At 64.1% G+C, this 22,116-nt stretch carries 25 protein-coding genes; 8 read left to right on the top strand and 17 right to left on the bottom strand.

The genetic code is table 11. The annotated features are described in order from the left end of the window. Positions 1–104 precede the first annotated feature (104 nt). The 3 genes from ACSVIK_RS13825 to cmoB all read left to right on the top strand — a co-directional run bounded on the left by ACSVIK_RS13825 (position 105) and on the right by cmoB (position 2,658). Positions 105–743, top strand: a complete 639-nt coding sequence (locus ACSVIK_RS13825; RefSeq protein WP_442444865.1) for a lysoplasmalogenase — start codon at positions 105–107, stop codon at positions 741–743. A gap of 206 nt (positions 744–949) precedes the next feature. After that, the gene (cmoA, locus tag ACSVIK_RS13820) at positions 950–1,693 is read left to right on the top strand and encodes a carboxy-S-adenosyl-L-methionine synthase CmoA (protein WP_442444864.1); all 744 of its coding nucleotides are present in this window, start codon (positions 950–952) and stop codon (positions 1,691–1,693) included. Continuing rightward, on the top strand, positions 1,690–2,658 hold the full coding sequence (gene cmoB, locus ACSVIK_RS13815; RefSeq protein ID WP_442444863.1) for a tRNA 5-methoxyuridine(34)/uridine 5-oxyacetic acid(34) synthase CmoB: 969 nt from the start codon (positions 1,690–1,692) through the stop codon (positions 2,656–2,658). The genes cmoA and cmoB overlap by 4 nt, the downstream gene beginning before the upstream one ends. Positions 2,659–2,661: 3 nt before the next feature. On the opposite strand, the gene ACSVIK_RS13810 is transcribed toward cmoB, so the two are convergent. Further along, positions 2,662–2,946 carry a hypothetical protein gene (locus ACSVIK_RS13810; RefSeq protein WP_442444862.1) on the bottom strand — a complete coding sequence of 95 codons (285 nt, stop codon included), beginning with the start codon at positions 2,944–2,946 and terminating at the stop codon, positions 2,662–2,664. Positions 2,947–3,062: 116 nt separating this feature from the next. On the opposite strand from ACSVIK_RS13810, the gene ACSVIK_RS13805 reads away from it, so the two are divergent. Beyond that, positions 3,063–3,941, top strand: a complete 879-nt coding sequence (locus tag ACSVIK_RS13805; RefSeq protein ID WP_442444861.1) for a LysR substrate-binding domain-containing protein — start codon at positions 3,063–3,065, stop codon at positions 3,939–3,941. A gap of 136 nt (positions 3,942–4,077) precedes the next feature. Here ACSVIK_RS13805 and pdxJ read toward each other — a convergent pair whose 3' ends face one another. From pdxJ to rpoE, 12 genes are all read right to left on the bottom strand, one after another. Further along, complete coding sequence (gene pdxJ / locus ACSVIK_RS13800) at positions 4,078–4,824, bottom strand: pyridoxine 5'-phosphate synthase (protein WP_268183057.1); 747 nt, start codon at positions 4,822–4,824, stop codon at positions 4,078–4,080. Next, a complete protein-coding gene (recO, locus tag ACSVIK_RS13795; protein WP_442444860.1) occupies positions 4,817–5,506 on the bottom strand; it encodes a DNA repair protein RecO in 690 nt (229 codons plus the stop codon). Before recO ends, pdxJ begins: the two co-directional genes overlap by 8 nt. Before the next feature lie 66 nt (positions 5,507–5,572). Then, positions 5,573–6,472 (bottom strand): GTPase Era, encoded by a 900-nt coding sequence (era, locus tag ACSVIK_RS13790; protein WP_442444859.1) that lies wholly within the window; start codon positions 6,470–6,472, stop codon positions 5,573–5,575. Beyond that, a complete protein-coding gene (gene rnc / locus ACSVIK_RS13785; RefSeq protein ID WP_277372201.1) occupies positions 6,465–7,154 on the bottom strand; it encodes a ribonuclease III in 690 nt (229 codons plus the stop codon). Before rnc ends, era begins: the two co-directional genes overlap by 8 nt. Beyond that, on the bottom strand, positions 7,151–7,528 hold the full coding sequence (locus ACSVIK_RS13780) for a DUF4845 domain-containing protein (protein WP_277372202.1): 378 nt from the start codon (positions 7,526–7,528) through the stop codon (positions 7,151–7,153). Before ACSVIK_RS13780 ends, rnc begins: the two co-directional genes overlap by 4 nt. A gap of 91 nt (positions 7,529–7,619) precedes the next feature. Beyond that, positions 7,620–8,474, bottom strand: a complete 855-nt coding sequence (gene lepB, locus ACSVIK_RS13775) for a signal peptidase I (RefSeq protein ID WP_268183048.1) — start codon at positions 8,472–8,474, stop codon at positions 7,620–7,622. A gap of 6 nt (positions 8,475–8,480) precedes the next feature. Then, positions 8,481–10,280 carry a translation elongation factor 4 gene (gene lepA / locus ACSVIK_RS13770; RefSeq protein ID WP_442444858.1) on the bottom strand — a complete coding sequence of 600 codons (1,800 nt, stop codon included), beginning with the start codon at positions 10,278–10,280 and terminating at the stop codon, positions 8,481–8,483. 193 nt (positions 10,281–10,473) lie between these two features. Beyond that, positions 10,474–11,856: a DegQ family serine endoprotease gene (locus ACSVIK_RS13765; protein WP_442444907.1), complete on the bottom strand. Its 1,383-nt coding sequence runs from the start codon at positions 11,854–11,856 to the stop codon at positions 10,474–10,476. A gap of 74 nt (positions 11,857–11,930) precedes the next feature. Then, positions 11,931–12,377 (bottom strand): SoxR reducing system RseC family protein, encoded by a 447-nt coding sequence (locus ACSVIK_RS13760; protein ID WP_442444857.1) that lies wholly within the window; start codon positions 12,375–12,377, stop codon positions 11,931–11,933. Further along, entirely contained in the window at positions 12,374–13,318 is a 945-nt protein-coding gene (locus ACSVIK_RS13755; RefSeq protein WP_442444856.1) for a MucB/RseB C-terminal domain-containing protein, read from the bottom strand. The genes ACSVIK_RS13760 and ACSVIK_RS13755 overlap by 4 nt, the downstream gene beginning before the upstream one ends. 15 nt (positions 13,319–13,333) lie before the next feature. After that, positions 13,334–13,906, bottom strand: coding sequence for a sigma-E factor negative regulatory protein (locus tag ACSVIK_RS13750; RefSeq protein WP_442444855.1), 573 nt, complete (start codon positions 13,904–13,906; stop codon positions 13,334–13,336). Between the two features lie 30 nt (positions 13,907–13,936). Next, positions 13,937–14,518: an RNA polymerase sigma factor RpoE gene (rpoE, locus tag ACSVIK_RS13745; protein ID WP_268183036.1), complete on the bottom strand. Its 582-nt coding sequence runs from the start codon at positions 14,516–14,518 to the stop codon at positions 13,937–13,939. A gap of 369 nt (positions 14,519–14,887) precedes the next feature. Between rpoE and nadB the strand changes: the two genes are divergently transcribed. Beyond that, complete coding sequence (gene nadB, locus ACSVIK_RS13740) at positions 14,888–16,516, top strand: L-aspartate oxidase (protein ID WP_442444854.1); 1,629 nt, start codon at positions 14,888–14,890, stop codon at positions 16,514–16,516. Here the strand turns inward: nadB and ACSVIK_RS13735 are convergent. Both ACSVIK_RS13735 and ACSVIK_RS13730 read right to left on the bottom strand, forming a co-directional pair. Then, a complete protein-coding gene (locus tag ACSVIK_RS13735; protein ID WP_442444853.1) occupies positions 16,479–16,937 on the bottom strand; it encodes a protein YgfX in 459 nt (152 codons plus the stop codon). The genes nadB and ACSVIK_RS13735 overlap by 38 nt on opposite strands. Next, positions 16,921–17,175 (bottom strand): FAD assembly factor SdhE, encoded by a 255-nt coding sequence (locus ACSVIK_RS13730; protein WP_442444852.1) that lies wholly within the window; start codon positions 17,173–17,175, stop codon positions 16,921–16,923. Before ACSVIK_RS13730 ends, ACSVIK_RS13735 begins: the two co-directional genes overlap by 17 nt. A gap of 228 nt (positions 17,176–17,403) precedes the next feature. Here ACSVIK_RS13730 and ygfZ point away from each other — a divergent pair, with 228 nt between their 5' ends. The 3 genes from ygfZ to ACSVIK_RS13715 all read left to right on the top strand — a co-directional run bounded on the left by ygfZ (position 17,404) and on the right by ACSVIK_RS13715 (position 20,052). Next, positions 17,404–18,345: a CAF17-like 4Fe-4S cluster assembly/insertion protein YgfZ gene (gene ygfZ, locus ACSVIK_RS13725; protein WP_442444906.1), complete on the top strand. Its 942-nt coding sequence runs from the start codon at positions 17,404–17,406 to the stop codon at positions 18,343–18,345. A 46-nt stretch (positions 18,346–18,391) separates the two neighbouring features. Then, positions 18,392–19,228, top strand: coding sequence for an HDOD domain-containing protein (locus tag ACSVIK_RS13720; protein ID WP_442444851.1), 837 nt, complete (start codon positions 18,392–18,394; stop codon positions 19,226–19,228). Positions 19,229–19,293: 65 nt separating this feature from the next. Further along, positions 19,294–20,052, top strand: coding sequence for a substrate-binding periplasmic protein (locus tag ACSVIK_RS13715; RefSeq protein ID WP_442444850.1), 759 nt, complete (start codon positions 19,294–19,296; stop codon positions 20,050–20,052). On the opposite strand, the gene ACSVIK_RS13710 is transcribed toward ACSVIK_RS13715, so the two are convergent. Further along, positions 20,035–21,432, bottom strand: coding sequence for a sensor histidine kinase (locus tag ACSVIK_RS13710; protein WP_442444849.1), 1,398 nt, complete (start codon positions 21,430–21,432; stop codon positions 20,035–20,037). The two genes, ACSVIK_RS13715 and ACSVIK_RS13710, sit on opposite strands and share 18 nt — an antisense overlap. Then, on the bottom strand, positions 21,429–22,100 hold the full coding sequence (locus ACSVIK_RS13705) for a response regulator (protein ID WP_442444848.1): 672 nt from the start codon (positions 22,098–22,100) through the stop codon (positions 21,429–21,431). The genes ACSVIK_RS13710 and ACSVIK_RS13705 overlap by 4 nt, the downstream gene beginning before the upstream one ends. Positions 22,101–22,116: the final 16 nt, after the last annotated feature.

Raw genomic sequence — 22,116 nt, 5'->3', positions numbered from 1 at the left:
CCGCGCAGCGGCACGATACGCCACTCACTTTGACGCCCCTCGCATTGGCAACCGCCCGGCCACTGGCCATAGTTGCGCCATTGCAATAACGAAGGGGTCTTGTCATGCGTTGGTTGCTGCTCGGTCTGGCGGGTGCTGCGGTCTTTCTCTACGGCCGAATCAGCGGCGATGCGCAACTGAGCCTGCTGACCAAGGGCATTCCGGTGCTTGCCCTGCTACTCTGGCTACGCCAGGCACCGGCTGGCATCTACCGGCGCTGGATCGGCGTCGGTCTGCTCTGCTCCCTGGCCGGCGATATCCTGCTGGACTGGCCTGGCGATCTGTTCGTGTTCGGCCTCGGCGCCTTCCTGCTCGCCCACCTGGCCTACCTGCGCGCCTATTGTTCGGACAGCCGCCGTCCGGCCCTGCCCGCCCTGCTGCTGGCACTGGTTGCCGGTGGCGCGATGTTCACCGTGCTGGCCAGCAGCGGCCTGGGCGAACTGCTGATTCCGGTGGCCTGCTATGCCACGGCGATCTGCCTGATGCTCTGGCGCGCCCTGGCGCGGATCGGCCAGCCAGCTCTGCACGCGCGCTCCACCTGGCTCGCCGCGGGCGGCGCGGCGCTGTTCGTGCTGTCCGACAGTTTCATCGGCATCGACCGCTTCGTCGTCAGCTTCGACGCCGCCCCCTACGCCATCATCCTCACCTACTGGCTTGGCCAATGGGGCATCACCGCCTCAGCCTTCGCGCGCCAGGACGCTTGAGGCAGTCGGCGAAGGTTTCCACTTGCAATCGCATAAACCTGTGGCAGCGAATTCATAATGAATATCGCGGATAAATACGCCCCTACAAAAGCGTGCCATCCGCAGTGAAGGTAAAGGATTGCTCTGCACTTGCAACTTGTAGCCTGGGGCTTGCGGCCGTCTTTTTGCTAAGATGCCGGCCTTTTCCGCTACCCGTTGTCATTGCCGTGAGCCAAGAACCTGACCGCCTGTTCGCCCAGCCCCTGGCCGAGGTGCCCGATTTCGTCTTCAACGAGGATGTGGTGCGGGTCTTCCCCGACATGATCAAGCGCTCGGTGCCCGGCTACCCCACCATCGTCGAGAACATCGGCGTGCTCGCCGGCCAGTTCGCCCAGCCCCATACCCGCCTGTATGACCTCGGCGCCTCGCTCGGTGCGGTGACCCAGGCCCTGCGCCGCCACGTGCGCGCCGATGGCTGCCAGGTGATCGCGGTGGACAACTCGCCGGCCATGGTCGAGCGCTGCCGTGAATACCTGCATGCCCAGGACGCCATGTTCCAGGAGCTGCTGCCGGTGCAGGTGATCGAGGCCGATATCCTCGCCCTCGAGCTGCAGCCCGCCTCGCTGGTGACGCTGAATTTCACCCTGCAATTCATACCGCCGGAGCGACGTCTGGAGTTGCTCGGCAACATCCGCCAGGCGCTGCTGCCGGGCGGCGCGCTAATCCTCTCGGAGAAGCTGCGCTTCGAGGACGCTGCCGAGCACGAGCTGCTCACCGAGCTGCACCTCGCCTTCAAGCGCGCCAACGGCTATAGCGAACTGGAAATCGCCCAGAAGCGCAGCGCCATCGAAAAGGTGATGCTGCCCGACAGCCTCGAGCAGCATCGCGAACGACTATTGGCTGCCGGTTTCAGCAAGGTACTGCCCTGGTTCCAGTGCCTGAACTTCGCCTCGCTGGTGGCCCTGCCATGATGCGCGATCTGGATCTCGACGCCCTGCAGGCGCAACTGGCCGGCACTCCGTTGCAGGAGTGGGCGGCCGATCTGCCCGGCCAGCTCGACGCCAAACTGGCCATCGGCCACGGCGACCTAGGGCGCTGGTACGGCGCGGTGCAGGCGTTGCCGCCACTGCCGGTGAGCGAAGTGGAACTGGCCCAGCGCTTTGCCTTTGGCGGCGCCTGCGACGAGGCCACTCGTGCCCAGTTGAAAACGGCCCTGCAGGGGCTGATCCCCTGGCGCAAGGGCCCGTTCGAGCTGTTCGGCGTGCATATCGACACCGAATGGCGCTCGGACTGGAAATGGCAACGCGTCGCCCCGCACCTGGATCTGGCCGGCAAGCGCATCCTCGATGTCGGCTGCGGCAACGGCTACTACATGTGGCGCATGCTCGGCGCGGGTGCCGATAGCGTGGTGGGCATCGACCCCAACTGGCTGTTCCTCTGCCAGTTCCTGGCGATGAAGCGCTACCTGCCGGATCAACCGGTCTGGCACCTGCCGTTGGCCTTCGAGGAGCTGCCGGCCAAGCTGCAGGGCTTCGACACGGTGTTCTCCATGGGCGTGCTCTATCACCGCCGCTCGCCCATCGACCACCTGCTCGACCTCAAGGATGCCTTGGTCAAGGGCGGCGAACTGGTGCTGGAAACCCTGGTAGTGGAAGGCGATGCCGAACAGGTACTGGTGCCCGAGGATCGCTACGCGCAGATGCGCAACGTCTGGTTCCTGCCCTCGGTGCCGGCGCTGGAGCGCTGGCTGCGCCGCGCAGGTTTAGAGGAGGTGCGCTGCGTCGATGTCAGCACCACCTCGGTGGAGGAGCAACGCGCCACCGAGTGGATGCGCTTCCAGTCGCTGCCCGAATTCCTCGACCCGGCCGACCACAGCCGCACCGTCGAAGGCCTGCCAGCCCCGACCCGCGCAGTGCTGGTCGCGCGCAAGCCATAACCCTCAGCGTGGCGGGTTGCACCCGCCCTGCGGCCGCAACCAGCGCGCCCGTCGCTGCGCGATGGAGCGCAGCGGTTCATGCGCCCCCTGCTCCACCACGCCACGGGCGCCACCGAGGCGAATTCGCCCCTCGATGTCCTGTGCCAGCAGCCGCCGCATGCGCCGGCGCCAGAACCAGGCGCCGACCCAGTCGACGATGGCATTCTGCAGATCCAGCAGCCACATGGCCGGCAGGTAGAACTCGGGCATGGCCGGGTGCGATTTGTCGTGCTTGCTCGAGTTGTTCATGGCATTTCCTCCGTTTCGCTACCGGCGTTCGCCGGACTTGCGATCAGGATGAAACGCGCCTATCGTTCAAACAAACGACAAATATCAAACCATAGATTAAATAATACTTAACGATCATGAACGCCACCGCCCCCCTGTCATTGCCACTGTTGGAAAGCGACGTACTGCGCACCTTCGTCGCCATCGCCGATAGCGGCAGCTTCACCCGCACCGCTGCGCAGGTATTTCGCAGCACGGCGGCCGTCAGTTTGCAGATCAAGCGCCTGGAAGAAACGCTCGGCCAACGCCTGTTCACCCGCGAAGCCAGGCGCGTGCAACTGACGCCCGAGGGTGAACTGCTGCTGGGCTACGCCAGGCGCCTGCTCAAGCTCAACGAGGAGGCCGTGGCGCGCTTTCTGACGCCAGCGCTGAGCGGACGCGTGCGTTTCGGTACGCCGAACGACATCGGCGACCGCGTGCTGCCCAGCGTACTGACCCTGTTCGCCCGCAGCCATCCCGCCGTGGAGGTGGAGGTAAACGTAGGGCGCAGCGTGGATCTGGTGGCGAAGCTGGATGCCGGCGAGCTGGATCTGACCCTGATCAACGCCGGCTGCGATGGCCTGGACGACGCGCGTGGCGAAATCATTTACTCCGAAGAACTGGTCTGGGCGGGACGTGACGGTGGCCTGGCCGTGCAACGCTCGCCCTTGCCGCTGGCGCTGGCCAATCCGGGCTGCCCCTGGCGGCGGACGGCGCTCGATGCGCTGGATCGCCAAGGCCTGAACTACCGCATCGCCTATTCCTGCGAGCAGTGTGCTGGCCAGGAAGCGGCGATGGCCGCCGACCTGGCCATCGCCCCCTTCCCACGCAGCCTGGTCAAACCGCCGCTACGTCGACTCGGCGCCGATCAGGGCCTGCCCCCTCTCGGCGAGTACCACATCAAGCTGATTCTCGGTCACCAGCGCAATGACGCTGTCGAGGCACTCGCCAGGCAGATGGTTCAGGCGTTCGCATAAAGCTGAGTAGGGTGCGCTGTGCGCACCGGCAAATATCGCGGAATCTACCTGGTGCGCACGGCGCACCCTACGAGAGGCCGCCCGACAGAACGCTGAGCGACGGCATCACGCCAGGTGGTGCCGCCCTCCCCTGGGTTTAGCCGCGATTGGCCGCCGCGACGATCAACGCCTTCATCTCCGCTACTGCCTGCTTGAAGCCGACGAACAAGGCATGGGAGACCAGTGCATGGCCGATGTTCAGCTCGTTGATGCCCATGATCGCTGCCACGGCCTCGACGTTGTGGTAGTGCAGGCCATGGCCGGCGTTGACGATCAGGCCGTGGTTCAGGCCGCAGATGACGCCATCGCGGATGCGTGCCAGCTCCTGGGCCGCCTCCTCCGCCGTATGGGCATCGGCATAACGTCCGGTGTGCAGTTCGATGGCAGGCGCACCAACGCGCATGGCTGCCTCGATCTGCCGCTCCTCGGCGTCGATGAACAAGGACACCTCGCAGCCGGCCAGGGACAGGCGTTCCACGGCGGCGGCGATGCGCGCCTCCTGCCCGGCCACGTCCAGGCCGCCTTCGGTGGTCAGCTCCTGACGGGTCTCCGGCACCAGGCAGACGTGCGCCGGGCGGATCTGCTCGGCGAAGCCGAGCATGAAGTCGGTGACGCCCATCTCGAAGTTCATCCGCGTCTGCAATACGTCGGCCAGCACGCGCACGTCGCGATCCTGGATATGCCGGCGGTCTTCGCGCAGGTGCACGGTGATGCCGTCGGCGCCCGCCTCTTCGGCATCCAGCGCAGCCTTGACCGGATCCGGGTAGCGCGTGCCGCGCGCCTGACGCAGGGTGGCGACGTGGTCGATGTTGACACCGAGCAGAATACGATTGGCCTCAGTCACGCTTGGGCTCCTTGAGCGTCATGAAAAGTTCGCGGCTGACCAGCGGTCTGCCACCGAGATGGGGGGCCAGCGCCTGGCGCATCAGGCGCTTGGCCGCGGCCAGGGCGCCTGGCGTCTGCCAGTCGGCCTTGGCCATGGCCAGTAGTTCGCGGCCCTGGAAGACGCCGGGCTGCAGTTGTAGCACCGGCACCAGGCCGACATCCTGCTGCCAGCGATACAGGCCGGCGGGGTCGACGGGCTGATCGTGCTGGTCGCGATCCAGGGCGAAACCATAGCCCAGGTCATCCAGCAGGCGCCATTCAAAAGCGCGCAGCAAGGGCTCCAGCGGCCGCCCGGCGGCCAGCGCCTGCAGGGTCAGCGCGTAATGTTCGAGCATTGATGGATGCGGATCTTCGGCCGGCAGCAGGCGGATCAGCAATTCGTTGAGGTAGAGACCGGAAAACAGCGCCTCGCCACTCAGCAATAACGGGATACCAGCGCTTTCCAGACGACCAACAGTCTTCAGCTCGCCACGCCCGCGCAGCTCCAGATCCAGCGGCGCAAATGGCCGGGCGATGCTGCCCACCTTGCCGCGCGCGGCGCGCAAAACCGCCCGCACGCGCCCCTGAGCGGTGAAGAAATCCACCAGCGCGCTGCTTTCTTTGTAGGGGCGGCTGTGCAAAACGTAAGCGGCAAGCTGCAAGCTGCAAGCCTCAAGCAAAAGCTGCAGCGCGCCACAGCTTGCAGCTTGTGGCTTGCAGCTTGTGGCTCAATCCAGATAGCCCAGCGAACGCAGGGCGCGTTCGTCGTCGGACCAGCCGCCCTTGACCTTGACCCAGAGGTTGAGCATCACCTTGGAGTCGAACAGGGTCTCCATGTCCTTGCGGGCTTCCTGGCCGATGCGTTTGATGCGCTCGCCCTTGTCGCCGATGATGATTTTCTTCTGCCCGTCGCGCTCCACCAGAATCAGCCCGTGGATATGCAGGATCGGGCCGTCCTGCTTGAACTCCTCGATCTCCACGGTAATCTGGTACGGCAGCTCGGCACCGAGCTGGCGCATGATCTTCTCGCGGATCAGCTCGGCCGCCAGAAAGCGGCTGGAGCGGTCGGTGATCTGATCTTCCGGGTAGAAGTGCTCGGACTCCGGCAGGCGCTCGCCCACTAGTTTTTCCAGGGTGTCGAGGTTCTGCCCCTGCAGCGCGGAGATCGGCACGATCTCGGCCTGCGGCAATTGCTCGGCCAGCCAGTTCAGGTGCGGCAGCAGCTCGCTCTTGTCTTCCAGGCGATCAGCCTTGTTCACCGCCAGGAGAACCGGGCACCTGACGTGCTGCACCTTCTCCAGCACCAGTTGGTCCTCGTCGGTCCAGCGCATGCGGTCGACCACGAACACCACCACGTCGACGTCCTTCAACGCGGTGGACGCGCTGCGGTTCATGTAACGGTTGAGCGCCTTGTCGTTGTTCTTGTGCAAACCGGGGGTGTCGACGTAGACGGCCTGAACATCCCCCTCGGTCTTGATCCCGAGCATGTTGTGACGGGTGGTCTGCGGCTTGCGCGAGGTGATCGCCAGTTTCTGCCCGAGGATGTGGTTGAGCAGCGTCGACTTGCCCACGTTGGGCCGGCCGACGATGGCGACGTAGCCGCAGCGGGTCACGGGTGCATCAGTCATTGCCATTCTCCACCCCGAGGGCGATCAGCGCCGCAGCCGCAGCGACCTGCTCGGCGATACGCCGGCTGCCGCCCTGGCCCAGGGTCTTTTCATTGAGCAGCGAGACCTGGCACTCGACCATGAAGGTGCGGCAGTGCGGCTCGCCCTGGATGTCCACCACCTCGTAACGAGGCAGTTCACAGGCGCGCGACTGCAGGAACTCCTGCAAGCGCGTCTTGGGATCCTTGTTGGTGTCCACCAGGGTCAGGCCATCGAGCTCGCTGCTCAGCCAGGCCAGCACGCGCTCGCGCGCCGCGTCCATGCCGGCATCCAGGTAGATGGCGCCGATCAGCGCTTCGAGGGCATCGGCGAGGATGGACTCACGGCGGAAGCCGCCGCTTTTCAGCTCGCCGGAGCCCAGGCGCAGGTAATCACCCAGCTCGAAACCACGGGCCAGCACGGCCAGGGTCTCCCCCTTGACCAGACGCGCGCGCAGGCGCGAAAGCTGCCCTTCGCGGGCCTGGGCGAAGCGCTCGAACAGCGCCTCGCCAGCGACGAAATTGAGGATGGCATCACCGAGAAATTCCAGCCGCTCGTTGTTGCGGCCGGCGAAGCTGCGATGGGTCAGGGCCAGGAGCATCAGATCCTGGTCCTTAAAGCTGTAACCGAGCTTGCGCTCGAGACGGGAAAGATCAGGACTCACGGCATTCGTACACGAAATTCTTTATCGAAATTGACCACCAGATCGAGGTTCTCGATCAGCGGCTCACGCTTTTCGTACTTGAGGTGCACCCGGAACTCGTTGTTCTCCAGGGTCACCTTCACGGCGTCGCGCGGGTTCAGGTCGCGGATGTTGTTGACCTGCATGCCCTTGCTCAGGTGATTGTAGAAATCCCCCACGGTACGCACGTCAGCCGCCTTGTCGGTTTCCACCGAGGTGATGATCTTTTCCATGGACATGTAGTCCATGTAATGCGGCAGCACCTTGAACGCGGTGCTGGCGAAGAATGCAACGACGGCCAGGGTCACCAGCCAGCCAAGAATGGAAAGCCCCTGCTGCGAACGCGCGAAAGTCATATGTGTCCCCAATTGATTCCATTGTATGGGAAAGCCTTTACGGCAGCACTAGTTATAGCCTGGCGCGCTGCACACGACAGCGCACCAGTGCTCAATGAATCAGGCCGACGCGGGAGAAGTTGGGCAGATGGCTGGTCTTGGGTTCCGGCCAGCTCATCCAGATGGCGAAGGCCTTGCCGACGATATGGTCGTCCGGAACCATGCCCCACAGCTCCTTGGGAATGTGGCGATCGCGCCAGAAACGGCTGTCGTTGGAGTTGTCGCGGTTGTCGCCCATCATGAAATAGTGCCCCTCCGGCACCACCCACTGACCACCTGGCTCGCGGCGCATGCGGGTCATTTCCTTGCGGATGACGTGCTCCACCTGCCCCAGGCGCTCCTGATACAGGGTCGCACTGCCGAGGCTGCCCGGCTCTTCACCGATCAGTTTCTCCGCCACCGGCTCACCGTTGATCAGCAGACGCTTGCCCTGGGTGTACTCGATGCGATCACCCGGCAGGCCGACCACGCGCTTGATGTAGTTGATGCTCGGGTCGCTGGGGTAGCGGAACACCATGACATCGCCACGCTGCGGATCACCGACCTCGATCACCTTGGTATCGAGCACCGGCAGGCGAATGCCGTAGGCGAACTTGTTGACCAGGATGAAATCGCCCACTTCCAGGGTCGGCTTCATCGACCCGGACGGAATCTGGAACGGTTCGACCAGAAACGAGCGCAGCACCAGGACGATGGCCAGCACCGGGAAGAACGACTTGCCGTACTCGACCAGCACCGGCTCCTTGCTCAGGCGTTCGAGCACCCGCTCATCGGGCTCGTCGACACGGCCCTGATAGGCCGCGATCGCCGAGCGACGCCGAGGCGCCAGCAGGATCAGATCGATCAGCGCAAGAAAGCCGCAAACGGCGACGGCGATAACCAACAGAAGCGGGAAATTGATCGACATAGCGCCTTAACTATCCACTTTCAGTACGGCAAGGAAGGCTTCCTGCGGAATCTCCACACTGCCCACCTGTTTCATACGTTTCTTACCGGCCTTCTGCTTCTCCAGCAGCTTGCGCTTACGGCTGACGTCACCGCCGTAGCACTTGGCCAATACGTTCTTGCGCAGCGCCTTGACCGTGGTACGGGCCACGATCTGGCCGCCGATGGCCGCCTGGATGGCGACATCGAACATCTGCCGGGGAATCAGTTCCTTCATCTTCTCGGTCAGGGCACGGCCCTTGTAGTGCGCCTTGTCACGGTGCACGATCAATGCCAGTGCATCGACCTTCTCGCCGTTGATCAGCACATCGAGCTTGATCAGATTAGCCGACTCGAAACGGTCGAAGCTGTAATCGAGCGACGCATAACCACGGCTTACCGACTTCAGCCGGTCGAAGAAGTCCAGAACCACTTCATTCATCGGCAGGTCGTAGGAAACCTGTACCTGATTGCCGGTGAACTGCATGTCGCGCTGCACACCGCGCTTCTCGATGCACAGGGTGATGACGTTGCCCAGATGCTCCTGCGGCACCAGGATATTGGCGCGCACGATCGGCTCGCGCATGTCGGCGATCGAGGCCAGATCCGGCAGCTTGGACGGGTTGTCGACATAGACCACCTCGCCGCTCTTGAGCTCCACCTCGAACACCACGGTCGGCGCAGTGGTGATCAGGTCCAGGTCGTACTCGCGCTCCAGGCGCTCCTGGATGATCTCCATGTGCAGCATGCCGAGGAAGCCGATGCGGAAGCCGAAGCCCAGGGCGTCGGAACTTTCCGGCTCGTACTGCAGCGCGGCGTCGTTGAGGGTCAGCTTCTGCAGGGCCTCGCGGAAATCCTCGAAATCGTCGGAACTGACCGGGAACAGGCCGGCGTAGACCTGCGGTTTGACCCGCTTGAAGCCGGGCAGCATGTCCACGTCCGGGGTGCTGGACAGGGTCAGGGTATCGCCCACCGGCGCGCCATGAATGTCCTTGATACCGGCGATGATGAAGCCCACCTCACCGGCCTTGAGGTCTTCGGTGGCGGTGTGCTTGGGGGTGAACACGCCGACGCTGTCGACCTGGTGGATCTTGCCGGTGGACTTGACCAGCACCTTGTCGCCCTTCTTGATGCGGCCGTGACGCACGCGCACCAGGGACACCACGCCCAGGTAGTTGTCGAACCAGGAATCGATGATCAGCGCCTGCAGCGGTGCGTCGATCTCGCCCGTGGGCGGCGGGATGACCTTGACCAGTTGCTCCAGCACCTCGTTGACGCCCATGCCGCTCTTGGCGCTGCAGGGCACGGCGTCGGTGGCATCGATGCCGATGATGTGCTCGATCTCGTCCTTGACCCGCTCCGGCTCGGCCTGGGGCAGATCCATCTTGTTCAGCACCGGCATGACCTCCAGGCCCTGCTCGATGGCGGTGTAGCAGTTGGCGACCGATTGCGCCTCGACGCCCTGGCCGGCGTCCACCACCAGCAGCGCGCCTTCGCAGGCCGCCAGGGAACGGCTGACTTCGTAGGTGAAGTCGACGTGGCCGGGGGTGTCGATGAAATTCAGTTGGTAGGTCTTACCGTCCTGCGCCTTGTAGTGCAGGGTGACGCTGTGCGCCTTGATGGTAATGCCACGCTCGCGCTCCAGATCCATGGAGTCCAGCACCTGGGCCGCCATTTCCCGCTCGGACAGGCCGCCACAGATCTGGATGAAACGATCCGCCAGGGTCGATTTGCCGTGGTCGATGTGGGCAATGATGGAAAAGTTACGGATATGACTCAGGTCACTCACAGATCAACACTCGAAGAGGGCACGGGCAATACGCTTGCCGAAAATAGCCGCGGATTGTACCCGATCCCTCACGCCTGCGTCACGCTTGGCGCACCGCCCGGCAGACATGCAAAGGGCGCTCGAAAGCGCCCTTGCTGGGGAGCTGTTGCCGTTTCGACACGAGCCACGCGCGAAACGACAACAACCTGCCGGCTTACTCGGCCAGCTTGAAGGTGATGAAGCTGGCACGGCCCTGACGCAACACGCGCATCGATACCGAGCGGTTCTTCGGCAGAGCTTGAGCCACCTTGTTGAAGGTGCTGGTGGAGTCGATGGTCTGATTGTTCAGATGGGTGATCACATCACCCGGACGCAGACCGATCATCGCGGCCGGACCATCGAGCACCTCCTTGACCACTACACCGCCCTTGAGATCCAGGCCCTTCTTCTGCTCGGCGGTGAGCTCGACCACGGTGACGCCCAGGCGGTTGTTGCTGCGCTCGACTGCCTCGCCGCTGGCAGTCAGCTCCTGGCCCTCTTCCGGCAGCGTGCCGATGGTGACGTTGAGCTTCTTGCGCGAACCGTCACGCACCACGTCGAGCACGGCCTTCTCGCCCGGCTTGAGGCTGCCCACGAGATGCGGCAGATCGGCCGACATGATGATCGGCTCACCATTGAGCGCCAGAATCACGTCACCCACCTGCAAGCCACCCTTGTCAGCCGGGCCGCCTTCCATCACCTGCGCGACCAGGGCACCGGCCGGCTTGTCCAGGCCGAAGGATTCAGCCAGGTCCTTGTTCACTTCCTGAATCACCACACCCAGCCAGCCACGGGTCACCTTGCCGCCAGCCTTGAGCTGATCGGCCACCTGCATGGCCACATCGATTGGGATGGCGAAGGACAGGCCCATGAAACCGCCGGAACGGGTGAAGATCTGCGAGTTGATGCCGACCACTTCCCCCTCGAGATTGAACAGCGGGCCACCGGAGTTGCCCGGGTTGATCGCCACGTCGGTCTGGATGAACGGCACGTAACTGTCGCTCGGCAGGCTACGCCCCTTGGCACTGACGATACCGGCGGTCACCGAGTGATCGAAGCCGAACGGCGAACCGATGGCCAGCACCCACTCGCCGACCTTGAGATCCTCCGACTTGCCCAGACGCACGGTCGGCAGGTTCTTGCCGTCGACCTTGAGCAGGGCCACGTCGCTGCGCGGATCGGCCCCCACCAGCTTGGCCTCCAGCTCACTGCGGTCGGACAGACGCACGATGATCTCGTCGGCATCGGCGACCACATGGTTGTTGGTCATGATGTAGCCATCGGGCGAGATGATGAAGCCCGAGCCCAGCGACTGCGCTTCACGCTGGCGTTCCGGGCGGCGCGGCACCTGCGGAATGCTGCGCTCGAAGAATTCACGGAACATCGGCGGCAGGCCTTCCAGATCGGGCAAGCCAGGCTGCCCTGCCATGGCGCGCTCGGGCACCTTCTGTCGCGTACTGATGTTCACCACCGCCGGCGAGGCCTCCTCCACCAGGGGCGTGAAGTCAGGCAGATCGGCATTCGCCACCAGGCTCTGACCCCAGAGCAAGGCGGCCATTAGCAACGGCACAACGGACTTGATATTTCTCATTGGCTACGACTCCAGCTGCAGAAGAAAATACGCGCGGGGAATCACGGACCAGCGGCCAGCGACGCGCGTAGTACAACAGGTTGCAAAAGCGGATCATCGGCCACGCGGCACGCACGCCAGCGCACCAGTAGCCAGGAAAGGAAGAGGCCGCAAAGGCCAGAGAAGATCACCCAGGGCTCGCTGAACCCAAGATTATCGGCCGCTACGGCAGCAGCCAAAAGCCCCAGCAGGGGCAACAGATAGACCAGCAGTGAACTGCGCACCAGCAGCTCTTCACGGACGCCGATGACCACCGCGTCGCCCACGGCCAGATTGAGGGAAGACAAGGCGCGCACGTAACCGCGCTGACGGCCGACGCCCAGGCGCTCCATCAAGCCCTGGCCGCAAGCGGCATTGGCCGAACAGGCCGAGCAGGTGCTCTTGCGCAGCGTTTCGACCCAGACCACGCCCGGCTCGACCGCTACCACACGCCCCTGCTCTTCGATCATCGTGAAGCCTGTTCGCTCGCTCCGGTACGCATCGACAGGGCAATGCGCTCGGCAGTGCCCAACGGAATCTCTCCCACCACGGTGACCATGACATCACCCTCGCTGGTGGTCATGCGCCGCGACACGGCGACGGTCGGCCCGAGCTGGCTGCGAACGTCGTCAGCAGCCGCGCCCTGCAGTGGCTCGAGGAAAACGGAAAAGCGCGCCAGACCATCGCCGTACATCAGGTAGGCGACCGGCACGTCGGAGAACTCGCTGTGGCGCAACTGCGCCGAGGTCAGGGTGAAGCCTGGCGGTAACCAGTCCGCATGCCAGGCATCACTGGCCATCGCATTCGCCGTCTTGAGGCGCACGGCCTGACAGTCGGCGCTGGCGGCCAGCGCGGCATCGCTCGGTGCTGTGGTGCTCAGTTCGGTGAACTGGAAACGTTCGAGCAACTGCCCCTTCTCACTGAGCAGCAAGGACTTCAGTGGCAGGCCCGTCTCACGATCCAGGTGCAGCTCGAAGCCGTAGCGGTACTGATCCTTTGGCGTCAGCAGCAAGACCACGGCCTTGCGCCCGGCCACGCGCGAGTCACCTACCACGCGCATGTCATACCACTCACCGAGTGAAGCCGCCTGCAGATCACGCGCCGGCCAGGCCTGGCCATCACTGACCTGATCAGCCAGCCCACCACTCATGCACTGGATCTGACCATCGACCTTGTAAACTTCCTGCATCGGCCCATCGAGCTGCACCAGATGCTCGCGAATCGAGCCCCCAGGCTCTGCCCGATGCCAGACCCGATGGGTGGAGAAGCTGCCGTTGCGCTCATAAACGAACGTGCCTTGAAAGCTTTGCTGCTCCACCTCGGTGAGGCGCTTGAGCCAGTCTTGTACCTCGGAAGCCTGTACCGGCAGTGCCAACAGGCCACTGAGCAGGTAAAGAGGGATCGCGCGCATGTGATTCCTTAGCGGTTAGCGATTTTCCAGACTGGCAGCGCGTGCATAGGGCAGTGCAGTTTCACCCGCGCCCATTGCCGCTTGTTGCGCATGTTGACGCAGGTAGGACGGCAGACGCTGCTCATGCCAGCTGGCAGAGCCCATCTCGCTGCTCTCGACCACAGGTTCCTCGGTGGTGTAACCGGCCAGCAGCGCAGGGCCTTGCACTTGCGGCTGAACCAGCGCAGGCGCAGCGCTCTGCTGAGCCACCTGATCACCAGTCAACTCGTCCTGATTGTACAGACGCACGCCCGCCAACACAGCGACGGTCACCGAGGCCGCGACCGCGACACGGCCGACGTTACGCCACAGGGACGACTTGCGCACCGGCACAGCTTCATCGGCCAGAGCGGCAGACACGGCTGCGGCGATGTCCAGTTGCGGAACCAGTAGCTCCTTGTGCATGGCGGCACGCGCTACCTGATAACGCGCCCAGGTACCGCGCAGCTCGCCGTCCTCACTGGCGGCGAGCACGCGCCGAAGTTCCAATTCATCCGCTTCGTTATCCATCACTGCGGACAGCGATTGCTGCAGGGTTTCACGACTCATGGTGTTCCTCTCTTGGCTGTCGCCGCTGCCTCAAGCTTCCTGCAACAAGGGTTGCAGGGACTTATCGATGGCTTCGCGCGCCCGGAAAATCCGCGACCGCACGGTACCGACCGGACACTGCATGACACTAGCAATGTCCTCATAACTAAGACCTTCAAATTCACGTAAAGTCAGTGCCGTTCGCAAATCATCCGGTAGCTGGGCAATGGTTCGATGCACGGTGGCTTCGATCTCGTCGCGCAGCATGGCCCGCTCAGGTGACTCGATATCCTTGAGGGCATGGTCGCCGTCGTAGAATTCCGCGTCATCACTGCTCACATCGCTATCTGGCGGCCGCCGACCGCGGGACACCAGGTAGTTCTTCGCCGTATTGATGGCGATGCGGTACAGCCATGTATAGAACGCGCTGTCACCGCGAAAGTTTCCAAGCGCTCGGTACGCCTTTACAAAGGCCTCCTGAGCGACATCCTGAGCCTCGTGAGTGTCGTGCACGAAACGCACGATCAAGCCAAGGATCTTGTGCTGATACTTCAACACCAACAGATCGAAGGCACGCTTGTCACCACGCTGCACTCGTTCGACCAGTTGCTGATCATCTTCCTGGGTTAGCATGCACTCTCCTCATGAAGCTCAGAGGGGGCTGGCACCCGCAAGCGAATCAGCTTGTCTCCATAGACTCGGGCCTTAGACAAAAGTTCTCCCCTCCAAGCAAGCTTCCCGCAGAGTGAGTTGCTCTCTGCGCGGAAAGGCGCAAGCGGAACCCTTTTCCGGCTGCGCAAATAATCATATCGCTGCTAATTTCTGCATCCATCCAGCTAGCCGATGCAGGCACACGCAAACGCGTCCTTTGTTCTATGAGCGACCTGGTTTGGAACCTTAGCGACTAAAAAAGTTCCCGACCCCAGCAGTCGGTCATAAGCCGGCTATTGTGCCGCTGCCCTGCTCTATATACTAGGCCCCGCTTCCACGCGGAATGGATCCATGAGCCAACACTTCCAGCATGACGTTCTGGTCATCGGCAGCGGTGCCGCCGGCCTTACCCTCGCCCTCACCCTGCCTGCCGAGTTGCGCATCGCCGTGCTGAGCAAAGGCCCTCTGGCCAATGGTTCGACCTACTGGGCGCAGGGCGGTGTGGCCGCCGTACTGGATGACACCGACACGGTCGAATCCCATGTCGCCGACACCCTCAACGCCGGCGCAGGCCTGTGCCGTGAGGAAGCCGTGCGTTTCACCGTGGAGCGCAGTCGCGAAGCCATCCAGTGGCTGATCGACCAGGGCGTGCCTTTCACTCGCGACGATGAGACCGCACGCGAGGACGGTGGTTTCGAGTTTCACCTGACCCGCGAGGGCGGCCACAGCCACCGGCGCATCATTCATGCCGCCGATGCCACCGGCGCAGCCATCTTCAACACCCTGCTGGAACAGGCGCGTCAGCGCCCAAACATCGAGCTGCTGGAGCAGCGGGTCGCGGTGGATCTGATCACCGAACGCAAGCTCGGCCTGGATGGCGACCGCTGCCTGGGCGCTTACGTGCTGGATCGCGCCTGCGGCGAAGTGGACACCTTCGCCGCCCGCTTCGTGATCCTCGCCACTGGCGGCGCGGCCAAGGTCTACCTCTATACCAGCAACCCCGACGGTGCCTGCGGCGATGGCATCGCCATGGCCTGGCGCGCCGGCTGCCGAGTGGGCAATCTGGAGTTCAATCAGTTCCATCCCACCTGCCTCTACCATCCGCAGGCCAAGAGTTTTCTGGTCACCGAAGCGGTACGTGGCGAAGGCGGCCTGCTCAGGCTGCCCAACGGCGAGCGCTTCATGCAGCGCTTCGATGCCCGCGCCGAACTGGCGCCACGGGATATCGTCGCCCGCGCCATCGACCACGAGATGAAGCGCCTAGGGATCGACTGCGTCTATCTGGACATCAGTCACAAGCCGGCCGAATTCATCAAGAGCCACTTCCCCACTGTTTATGAGCGCTGCCTGGGCTTCGGCATCGACATCACCCGCCAGCCCATCCCAGTGGTGCCGGCCGCACACTACACCTGCGGCGGCGTGGTGGTGGATCAGCATGGCCGCACCGACGTGCCCGGCCTCTATGCCATCGGCGAAACCAGCTTCACCGGCCTGCATGGCGCCAATCGCATGGCCAGCAACTCCCTGCTCGAGTGCTTCGTCTATGCCCGCTCGGCCTGCGCCGACATAGCCCAGCAACTGACCACCATCGCCATGCCCAGCAACCTGCCCTGCTGGGACGCCAGCCAGGTGACCGATTCCGACGAGGACGTGATCATCGCCCACAACTGGGACGAGCTGCGCCGCTTCATGTGGGACTACGTGGGCATCGTGCGCACCAACAAGCGCCTGCAGCGCGCCCAGCACCGCGTGCGCCTGCTGCTGGACGAGATCGACGAGTTCTACAGTAACTACAAGGTCAGCCGCGACCTGATCGAGCTGCGCAACCTGGCTCAGGTCGCCGAGCTGATGATCCGCTCGGCCATGGAGCGCAAGGAATCGCGGGGGCTGCACTACACCCTGGATTACCCGGAGCTGCTGCCCGAAGCGCGCGATACCATCCTCACCCCACCTGCGGGGCAGCCCAGCGCCGACGGCTGAACTTCAGGCGCAGACGCAGGCGCCGATGCTGCTCGGACGCCAGGGCGTCGAAAGGGATGCACAGGCTGCGCGTGACACGCTCGCCGGCCAGGCGAAAACGCAGCACCACCACCAGCGGCAAGGCCAGGCTATCGGGGCGCAACTGCACCGCCTGCCAGCCGGCGCCGGGCGACCAGAGCTGCCAGCCCTCGGCATCGCGGCGCAAACCGCGAAAGGCAATGGGAGAGGACAACAGGATCTGCCGCGGCAAGACCCAGGCGGCGTGGGCCAGACAGGCCATGCTGACCAGCAGCTTGCACCAGAGGGCCACGGCCGCCAACCAGGGCGCCAGCACAGCCAGCGCCAGGACGAGCAGGTAGAGCCTCAGCAGCACACGGGATGGCTGCCAACGACACTCGAAGGCATCACTTGGGTTGGACACGATCCAGGATCATGCGCACGATGTGGCGCAGGTCGGCATCCTCGGGCTCGCCGCGCTGCATGAACCAGCCGAACATGTCCTGATCCTCGCACTCCAGCAGCTTGCGGTAGCGCGCCTGATTCTCGGCATCCAGGCCCGGATAGACCTCCTGAACGAAAGGCACCAGCAACACATCCAGCTCCAGCATGCCGCGACGGCTATGCCAGAACAGGCGATTCAATTCACTTTGCTCGATCATGCAACGCACTCCTAGAACGAGGGCGCAGTATAACAGTAGCTGCAAGCTGCAAGCTGCAAGACGGATGGCCGCCCCCTGCAAGCTGCAAGAGGATGGCAGCCCCCTTATGGCGGTACGACAAAGCAATGCCGGGCTTTTTCCACGCTTTTGCTTGAAGCTTGTAGCTTGAGGCTTGCGGCTGCTCTTATGATGAGCCCCCTGTTTCTCTCCAGCGATTCGATGTACACCATGGCCGATAGCGCGTATTTCACCCTCCTCGACCACGAAGGCCTGCTGGCCGTGCGCGGCATGGATGCCGCCAAGTTCCTGCAAGGCCAGTTGACCTGCAACCTAAACTACCTGTCCGCCAGCCAGTCCGGCCTCGGCGCCCGCTGCACGCCGAAAGGCCGCATGCTGTCGAGTTTTCGCATCGTCCCGGTGGAAGACGGCTACCTGCTGGCCATGGCTCGTGAGCTGATCGAGCCGCAGCAAGCCGATCTGCAGAAGTACGCCGTGTTCTCCAAATCCAAGCTCAGCGATGAAAGCGCCGCCTGGGTTCGCTTTGGCCTGGCCGGCGCTGACACCGCGCTGAGCGAGCTCGGCCTGCACCTGGGCACTGCCAGTGACTCGCTGGCCGGCGCCGGGCAATTTCTCGGGATACGCCTGAGCGATGGCCGCGCCGAACTCTGGGCCCCGGCCGACGCCGCAGCGCAGGTACAGGCCCACCTCGCCGCCCATCTGCCACAGGCGCCGCTCAACGCCTGGCTGCTGGCGCAGATTCGCGCCGGCATCGGCCAGGTCTTCGGCGCCACCCGCGAGCTGTTCATTCCGCAGATGATCAACCTGCAGGCGCTGGGCGGAGTAAGCTTCAAGAAAGGCTGCTACACCGGGCAGGAAATCGTCGCGCGCATGCAGTATCTGGGCAAGCTCAAGCGTCGCCTGCAGCGCCTCGCCCTGCCAGGCAGCGAGGTGCCTGCCATCGCCAGCGAGCTGTTCTCGCCGGTGCATGGCTCCAGTGTCGGCGAAGTGGTGCTGGCGGCGCGCAGCGACGACGCAGTGGAACTGCTCGCCGTGCTGCAGGAAGATGCCGTAAACGATGGCCGCATCCACCTCGGTACGAATGGCGGCCCACGCCTGACCCTCCTCGATCTGCCCTACGAGCTGGACGCCGACAAAGAAATCCAGCGCTGACTACACTTCCCTGGCGCCCTACCGGTTTGCCTAAGAGAGCCCGTGAATGAGCAAGCTTGCCGAAAAAGTTCAACAGGAACTGATCAACGCCATCGAGAACGATGAGCTGGTACTGCCCACCTTGCCGGAGGTAGCCCTGAAGGTGCGTGAAGCGGCGGAGGATCCGGACGTGGGCATCCCGCAGATCAGCAAGGTGATCGGCAACGACGCCGCCCTGACCGCACGCATCATCAAGGTGGTCAACAGCCCGCTGCTACGCAGCAGCAAGGAAATCACCGACCTGCAGATGGCGGTCAGCCGCCTGGGCATCAACTACACCTGCAACCTGGCCACCGGCCTGGCCATGGAACAGATGTTCCAGGCCACCAGCGACGTGGTCGACCGCAAGATGCGCGAAGTGTGGAACAAGAGCACCGAGATCGCCGGCATCTGCCACGTGCTGTGCCGCCACTACACCCGCCTGATGCCGGATCAGGCCACCCTGGCCGGCCTGGTGCACCAGATCGGCGTGCTGCCGATCCTCACCTACGCTGAGGAGCACAACGAGTTGCTGGCCGATTCCATCAGCCTCAACCACGTCATCGAGCAGATTCACCCGATCATCGGCGACAAGATCCTGCGTACCTGGGAGTTCCCCGAGCCCATCGCCCTGGTGCCGAGCCAGTATCTGGACTTCAGCCGTGATTCGGCCAAGGTGGATTACGTCGACATCGTCCAGGTCGCCACCCTGCAGAGCTACCTGGGCAGCGAACACCCCTACACCCTGCTGGACTGGAGCAAGATCCCCGCCTTCAGCAAGCTCGGCCTCGACCCGAACGTCGACATGCAGGCCGACGAAGACCTTTCCGCCGCCATGGAAGCAGCCATGGGCATGCTGCAGTAAAGACATTGGCCAGGGATGGCAAAGCACCTCTACACTCGAACGACATCGCTCAGGGATGCAGCGCCATGCACCGTTTGCTCGTTCTGCTCATGCTTCTGTCATTCGCCAGTGCCCAGGCTGCCGAGACTATCCGCCTGACCAACGGCCAATGGCCGCCCTACCTCGGCGTTGAGCTGCCCCACAAGGGCATCGCCTCGCGCATCGTCGCCGAGGCCTTTGCCCTCGAAGGCATCGACGTGCAGTGGGAATTCCACCCCTGGGCACGCTCGCTGAAGATGGCCGCCGACGGCCAGCGTGACGGCAGCGCCATCTGGCTACCAAGCCGGGAGCGCGAAGAACGCTTCTACATCAGCGACCCGGTGATCGAAACCCACTACCAGTTCTTCCACCTCAAGGAACACCCCTTCGACTGGCACGACGTTGAGGATCTGCGCGGGCTGCGCATTGCCGCCACGCGCGGCTACGACTATGGCGAGGCCTTTCGCAACGCCGAGGCGGCCGGTGAGGTGCAGATCAGCCACGTCAACAGTGACGAACAGGGGTTGCGGCAACTGCTGGCCGGGCGCATCGACCTCTTCCCACTGGACAAGGTGGTCGCCTTCGATCTGCTCTACCACCGCTTCGCCAGCGCCGAGGTGCAACGCCTGAGCTTTCACCCGCTACCTCTGCGCAGCGACAGCCTGCACCTGCTGCTCTCGCGCCGCGTGCCTGGCAACGCCGAACGCATGGCGCGCTTCAACCATGGCCTGGCGCAGTTGCGCCGCAGCGGCAAGATTGCCCGCTACCTCATGCAGATCAATCAGCCGCTAACTCTCGGCCCCTGACGGGGGAAACTCGATCCGCACGCGCAGGCCATGCGGTACCACCTGATGCAGGCTGATACGCGCCTGATGGGCGCGGCAGATCTCGCCGACGATGGCCAGGCCCAGGCCAGCACCACCGCCCTGCGGGCCGCGCCGATAGAAGCGCTCGAACACCTTGTCGTGCTCCTCGCTCGGGATCCCCGGGCCGTCGTCCTCCACCTCCAGCACGGCAGGCGCCAGCACGCGCAGGATCAGGTTGCCACCCACGGGGGTATGCGCCAGGGCATTGTCGATGAGGTTGTTGAGCAACTCGTTGAGCAGCATCGGCTCGCCATCGACCCATACCGACTCCTCGGCCTCCAGTGCCAGGGCCACGCCCCGAGCATGCGCCAGCGGCGCCAGGGCCATGCCCAGCTCACGCGCCAGTTGGCTGAGATCGATGCGCTGCGCGCCCCCTTCGGTGATGGCCCGCGCCCCGCTCTCGATGCGCGCCAGGGACAGCAACTGGTTGGCGAGCTGGGTCAGGCGGTCGCTCTGCTCGGCAGCCTGCTCCAGGGTCGCTCGCCAATCCTCTGGTTGCTGCGCACGCAACCCCAGAGCGATGCGCGCCTTGAGCGCAGCCAGCGGCGTGCGCAGCTCATGGGCGGCATCGGCAATGAAGGCCGACTGCCGCTCGAACAGACCACGCAGGCGTTCATTGAACTGATTCAGCGCCTCCACCAGGGGCATCACCTCACGCGGCATGTCGGCATCGGGCAGGGGCCGCAGGTCATCGCTGGCCCGCTCGGCCACCGCGCGGCGCAAGGGCTCCAGCGGACGCAGCGCCAGGTTGATCGCCACCCACACCAGGAGCAGCGCGCTGACCGAGAGCAAGCCCATGCGCCACAGCGTACCGACCAGCAGCTCACGCGCCATGCGCTCGCGCGCGCCCTGGGTTTCGGCTACACGGATCTCGGCGATGCCGCTGATCTGCGGTTCGCTGATGGGTTGCAGCAGGCTCACCACGCGCACCCCCTGGCCGCGATAGACGGCATCGTAGAAGTGCGCGAGCGCCGGATAGTCGTTGGTGCGCGGGGTGTCGGGCGGCGTGGGCGGTAGATCCTCGTAGCCGGAAAGCTGCTGCCCCTGTGGGTCGATCACCTGGTAATAGATGCGCCCGGCACTGTCGTAGGCGAAGGTATCCAGCGCCACGTACGGCACCCTGGCCTTGAGCTTGCCGCCGTCGGCATACAGGCCATCGGCCACGGCGCGCGCCGAGGCCAGCAGGGTGCGGTCATAGGCGGTGTCGGCGGCATGCCGGGCGCTCCAGTAGGCGCTCATGGCGCTGACCAGCATGATCCCCCCGAGCAGCACCGCCAGGCGCCGCAGCAGGCGACCACGCAGGCTGCCACCGCGGATCATGCGTCGACCGCTTCGAGCAGATAGCCCAGGCCGCGGAAGGTGACGATGCGCACCGCGCCGCCCTCGAGCTTCTTGCGCAGGCGGTGCACGTAAATCTCGATGGCATCGGGGCTGGCTTCCTCATCCAGGCCGAACACCTGCGCCGCCAGTTGTTCCTTGCTCATCACCCGCCCCGGCCGGGCGATGAGCGCCTCCAGCACCGCCTGCTCGCGCGCGGTCAGGCTGAGCATCTCGCCATCGAGGGTGAAGCGACGCGCCCCCAGGTCATAGACCAGCGCGCCGCAGCGCTGCAGCTGCTCGCCACCGAGCACGCTGCGCCGCAGCAGCGCCTTGACCCGCGCCTCCAGCTCGGACAGCTCGAAGGGCTTGGCCAGATAGTCGTCGGCGCCCAGGTTGAGGCCATGCACCCTGTCCTTGACCTCGCCACGCGCCGTCAGCATCAGCACCGGCAGGGTCTGGCCACGGTCGCGCAGGCGTGCCAGCACGGCAAAGCCATCGAGACGCGGCAAACCGATGTCGAGGATCGCCAGCGCATAGTCTTCACTGGACAGGGCCAGGTCAGCGGCCACGCCGTCATGCAGCACGTCCACCGTCCAACCGGCCCCTTTCAGCGCCAGGGCGACGCTTTCCGCCAACTGCGGATGGTCTTCGACCAGCAGAATCCGCACGCTTTCTCTCCCACCA

Origin of the sequence: Pseudomonas sp. NCHU5216 (genome assembly GCF_052156495.1) — a bacterium.
Classification (GTDB): Bacteria; Pseudomonadota; Gammaproteobacteria; order Pseudomonadales; family Pseudomonadaceae; genus Aquipseudomonas.
The sequence above is the reverse complement of the archived record's forward strand: the minus strand, read 5'-3'. Positions and strand labels throughout refer to the sequence as shown.